This is a genomic window from Gaetbulibacter sp. S0825 (genome assembly GCF_011777505.1).
Lineage (GTDB): Bacteria > Bacteroidota > Bacteroidia > Flavobacteriales > Flavobacteriaceae > Pontimicrobium.
In genome coordinates this window covers 1-5655 of sequence record NZ_JAATJT010000005.1, presented here as the reverse complement: position 1 = coordinate 5655, position 5655 = coordinate 1, and the positions used below count along the sequence as shown (strand labels likewise).

Annotated in this window: 2 tRNA genes and 3 rRNA genes; all 5 read left to right on the top strand. The window is 45.5% G+C overall.

From position 1 onward, the window contains the following. Positions 1-477: 477 nt before the first annotated feature. The 5 genes from HB672_RS14605 (at position 478) to rrf (ending at position 5563) form a co-directional block, all read left to right on the top strand. Positions 478-2001 (top strand): 16S ribosomal RNA (locus HB672_RS14605). A 90-nt stretch (positions 2002-2091) separates the two neighbouring features. Beyond that, positions 2092-2165 (top strand) — tRNA-Ile (locus HB672_RS14600). Positions 2166-2261: 96 nt separating this feature from the next. Beyond that, a tRNA-Ala gene (locus HB672_RS14595) sits at positions 2262-2335 on the top strand. A gap of 199 nt (positions 2336-2534) precedes the next feature. Next, positions 2535-5358: ribosomal RNA gene (locus HB672_RS14590) — 23S ribosomal RNA — on the top strand. A 97-nt stretch (positions 5359-5455) separates the two neighbouring features. Further along, positions 5456-5563, top strand: a 5S ribosomal RNA gene (rrf, locus tag HB672_RS14585). The 16S, 23S and 5S rRNA genes sit together here with 2 tRNA genes alongside, the layout of an rRNA operon. Positions 5564-5655 lie beyond the last annotated feature (92 nt).

Genomic DNA, 5655 nt, shown 5'->3' with positions numbered 1-5655 from the left:
TTACACTTCCCCCAATAGTATTCATCGGGATTTGAGTATTCGATTTGGATTGGTATGGGATTTTTTCATGTGATAAATGTTTGGTTATTAGGTGTTGTGGTGTTGTGTTTTATATTTTATAAAAAAGAGTTAGGAAAAGGTTTGGTAAAAAGGAATAGAGTTGTATGTTTGCAGCCGCAAAAATCGGCAACGGTTTGAGTACGTTCTAGGGGTGTTTTATGAGTATTGTTGGAGTTGAGAAAATAATTTCAAAAAAAAATCAAAAAGCATTGTGGGAATAAAAAAAGGGTTTTATATTTGCACCCGCTTAAGGAGGAAAATCTTTAAGTAAAGAAGAAAAAAGTTCATTAAACATATTGATTGACAGCGTAAGAATTAAATTGGAAACGATTTAGTTCATTACAGAGAATAAACCATTTTGAGTACAAAATTAATTTCCTTTGGTTGTTAAGAAATAGTCGTAAGACTTAAAATTTAACGATGAAGAGTTTGATCCTGGCTCAGGATGAACGCTAGCGGCAGGCCTAACACATGCAAGTCGAGGGGTAACAGAGAGTGCTTGCACTCTGCTGACGACCGGCGCACGGGTGAGTAACGCGTATAGAACCTACCTTTTACTGGAGAATAACCAGGAGAAATTCTGACTAATACTCCATAGTATGTATAAGTTGCATAGTTTATACATTAAAGATTTATTGGTAAAAGATGGCTATGCGTCCTATTAGCTAGATGGTGTGGTAACGGCACACCATGGCAACGATAGGTAGGGGCCCTGAGAGGGGGATCCCCCACACTGGTACTGAGACACGGACCAGACTCCTACGGGAGGCAGCAGTGAGGAATATTGGACAATGGAGGCAACTCTGATCCAGCCATGCCGCGTGCAGGAAGACTGCCCTATGGGTTGTAAACTGCTTTTATACAGGAAGAAACACTCGGACGTGTCCGAGCTTGACGGTACTGTAAGAATAAGGATCGGCTAACTCCGTGCCAGCAGCCGCGGTAATACGGAGGATCCAAGCGTTATCCGGAATCATTGGGTTTAAAGGGTCCGTAGGTGGATAATTAAGTCAGAGGTGAAATCCTGCAGCTCAACTGTAGAATTGCCTTTGATACTGGTTATCTTGAGTTATTATGAAGTAGTTAGAATATGTAGTGTAGCGGTGAAATGCATAGATATTACATAGAATACCAATTGCGAAGGCAGATTACTAATAATCAACTGACACTGATGGACGAAAGCGTGGGGAGCGAACAGGATTAGATACCCTGGTAGTCCACGCCGTAAACGATGGTCACTAGCTGTTCGGACTTCGGTTTGAGTGGCTAAGCGAAAGTGATAAGTGACCCACCTGGGGAGTACGTTCGCAAGAATGAAACTCAAAGGAATTGACGGGGGCCCGCACAAGCGGTGGAGCATGTGGTTTAATTCGATGATACGCGAGGAACCTTACCAGGGCTTAAATGTAAGTTGCATTAGCTAGAGATAGTTATTTCTTCGGACCACTTACAAGGTGCTGCATGGTTGTCGTCAGCTCGTGCCGTGAGGTGTCAGGTTAAGTCCTATAACGAGCGCAACCCCTGTTGTTAGTTGCCATCGAGTAATGTCGGGAACTCTAACAAGACTGCCGGTGCAAACCGTGAGGAAGGTGGGGATGACGTCAAATCATCACGGCCCTTACGTCCTGGGCTACACACGTGCTACAATGGTAGGTACAGAGAGCAGCCACTGCGCGAGCAGGAGCGAATCTATAAAACCTATCACAGTTCGGATCGGAGTCTGCAACTCGACTCCGTGAAGCTGGAATCGCTAGTAATCGGATATCAGCCATGATCCGGTGAATACGTTCCCGGGCCTTGTACACACCGCCCGTCAAGCCATGGAAGCTGGGAGTGCCTGAAGTCCGTCACCGCAAGGAGCGGCCTAGGGTAAAATCGGTAACTAGGGCTAAGTCGTAACAAGGTAGCCGTACCGGAAGGTGCGGCTGGAACACCTCCTTTCTAGAGAAAGACGACTAGAGGTAAATAAGTAAGGAAAGAGATAGTTTATTCTCAACGCTGTTAATTATATTATAACTAAGAAAAAAGTAGAGTCTCATAGCTCAGCTGGTTAGAGCGCTACACTGATAATGTAGAGGTCGGCAGTTCGAGTCTGCCTGAGACTACTAATTTTTTTTGAAGTTTAAATAAAGGAAATTCTAGAAGTTTGAGTAGTAGTTATGTACTAACTACTAACTACTATATACTAACGACTAGTATATGGGGGATTAGCTCAGCTGGCTAGAGCGCCTGCCTTGCACGCAGGAGGTCATCGGTTCGACTCCGATATTCTCCACTACGGCTTTTGCATACTGATAATTTATCAGTGGCGATTTGCCACAAGTTCATTGACATATTGAAAAAGATACATGAAATTCTTATTTTTTTTTTTAAAAAGTAAGAATAACAATTAGATAGAATATATTTAATAAAAGTAAATTAGTTATTGCGAGCTAGCAATAATAAAATGTAACTCATTTAAAAAGCAAAAAGTACAATAAGCTAAATAAGAGCGTATGGGGAATGCCTAGGCTCTCAGAGGCGATGAAGGACGTGATAAGCTGCGAAAAGCTGCGGGGATTGGCACATACGAATTGATCCGCAGATATCCGAATGGGGCAACCCAGCATGTTGAAGACATGTTATCCGTAAGGAGGCGAACCCGGAGAACTGAAACATCTAAGTACCCGGAGGAGAAGAAAACAAAAGTGATTCCGCTAGTAGTGGCGAGCGAACGCGGAATAGCCCAAACCAGTGTTGTTACGGCAATACTGGGGTTGTAGGACTGCGATATTGGTTGTGTAATGAATTAGAATCCTTTGGAAAGAGGAACCAGAGAGGGTGATAGTCCCGTATAAGTAAAGATCATTAACCATAGCAGTATCCTGAGTAGTGCGGGACACGTGTAATCCTGTATGAATTTGGCGGGACCATCCGCTAAGGCTAAATACTCCTGAGAGACCGATAGTGAACTAGTACCGTGAGGGAAAGGTGAAAAGAACCTTGAATAAAGGAGTGAAATAGAACCTGAAACCATACGCTTACAAGCGGTCGGAGCCCTTTGGGGTGACGGCGTGCCTTTTGCATAATGAGCCTACGAGTTACCGTTTCTAGCAAGGTTAAGCACTTCAGGTGCGGATCCGTAGCGAAAGCGAGTCTGAATAGGGCGAACTAGTTAGTGGCGGTAGACGCGAAACCGTGTGATCTACCCATGGGCAGGGTGAAGCTGTGGTAACACACAGTGGAGGCCCGAACCCGTTGACGTTGAAAAGTCTTGGGATGACCTGTGGGTAGGGGTGAAAGGCCAATCAAACTCGGAAATAGCTCGTACTCCCCGAAATGCATTTAGGTGCAGCGTTGATTTAGTTTTATAGAGGTAGAGCTACTGATTGGATGCGGGGGCTTCACCGCCTACCAATTCCTGACAAACTCCGAATGCTATAAAATGATGATCAGCAGTGAGGGCATGGGTGCTAAGGTCCATGTCCGAAAGGGAAAGAACCCAGACCATCAGCTAAGGTCCCAAAATGTATGTTAAGTTGAATAAACGAGGTTGAACTGCTTAGACAGCTAGGATGTTGGCTTGGAAGCAGCCATTCATTTAAAGAGTGCGTAACAGCTCACTAGTCGAGCGGTTCGGCATGGATAATAATCGGGCATAAACATACTACCGAAGCTATGGATTTGTATTTATACAAGTGGTAGGGGAGCATTGTAGTGTCGTCGAAGGTGAAGCGTGAGCTTTGCTGGAGAAGCTACAAAAGAAAATGTAGGCATAAGTAACGATAATGCGGGCGAGAAACCCGCACTCCGAAAGACTAAGGTTTCCTCAGCTATGCTAATCAGCTGAGGGTTAGTCGGGGCCTAACGCGAACCCGAAAGGGGTAGTGGATGGACAACAGGTTAATATTCCTGTACCTGCTCACGCTAAAAGTGACGGAGGCGTATATTTGGTGCGTGCTGACGGAATAGCACGTTGAAGCCAGTGGTAACACGGCGATAGTACACTAAGGCTACGGCCAAGGTGATAATCCAGAGAAGCGACTTCCAAGAAAAGCGAGTGAAGCAGCCCGTACCCTAAACCGACACAGGTAGTTGGGATGAGAATTCTAAGGAGCTCGAGAGATTCATGGCTAAGGAACTAGGCAAAATCGACGCGTAACTTCGGGAGAAGCGTCGCCCATCTTCGGATGGGCCGCAGTGAAGAGGTCCAGGCGACTGTTTATCAAAAACACAGGGCTATGCTAAATCGAAAGATGATGTATATGGCCTGACACCTGCCCGGTGCTGGAAGGTTAAGTGGAGTTGTTAGCTTCGGCGAAGCAATAAAATGAAGCCCCAGTAAACGGCGGCCGTAACTATAACGGTCCTAAGGTAGCGAAATTCCTTGTCGGGTAAGTTCCGACCTGCACGAATGGTGCAACGATCTGGACACTGTCTCAGCCATGAGCTCGGTGAAATTGTAGTATCGGTGAAGATGCCGATTACCCGCAGTGGGACGAAAAGACCCCGTGAACCTTTACTATAGCTTAGTATTGGCTTTGGATAAGTAATGTGTAGGATAGGTGGGAGACTTTGAAGCGGCGTCGCCAGGCGTTGTGGAGTCATTGTTGAAATACCACCCTTTGCTTATCTAGAGTCTAACTTTCACTGAAAGGACAGTGCTTGGTGGGTAGTTTGACTGGGGTGGTCGCCTCCAAAAGAGTAACGGAGGCTTCTAAAGGTTCCCTCAGCACGCTTGGTAACCGTGCGTAGAGTGCAATGGCATAAGGGAGCTTGACTGAGAGACATACAGGTCGATCAGGTACGAAAGTAGAGCATAGTGATCCGGTGGTTCCGTATGGAAGGGCCATCGCTCAAAGGATAAAAGGTACTCCGGGGATAACAGGCTGATCTCCCCCAAGAGCTCACATCGACGGGGGGGTTTGGCACCTCGATGTCGGCTCGTCACATCCTGGGGCTGGAGAAGGTCCCAAGGGTTGGGCTGTTCGCCCATTAAAGTGGCACGCGAGCTGGGTTCAGAACGTCGTGAGACAGTTCGGTCTCTATCTACTGTGGGCGTTAGAAATTTGAGTGAATCTGACTCTAGTACGAGAGGACCGAGTTGGACAAACCTCTGGTGTACCAGTTGTTCCGCCAGGAGCATTGCTGGGTAGCTACGTTTGGAAGGGATAAGCGCTGAAAGCATATAAGCGCGAAACCCATCACAAGATGAGATTTCTTTAAAGGGTCGTGGGAGATTACCACGTTGATAGGCTACAGGTGTAAAGGCAGTAATGTCATAGCCGAGTAGTACTAATAACCCATAGGCTTATTGTACGCCTGTTTTTTTATAGAGTACATAAAAATTTACTTCATGATTCTTTTTCAATATGTTAAGATATTAGTATTACGAATGTATTCGTAATCAAAGATTTAAGGTGGTTATAGCGACGGGGCTCACCTCTTACCATTCCGAACAGAGAAGTTAAGCCCGTTTGCGCCGATGGTACTACAATCGTGGAAGAGTAGGTCGCCGCCTTTTTTGTACTGACGATAATGTCAGTATTTGTAAAACCCTTACTATTATAGTAAGGGTTTTTTTTATGCCGTTTTGTAAGGGAAAACTAAATATTA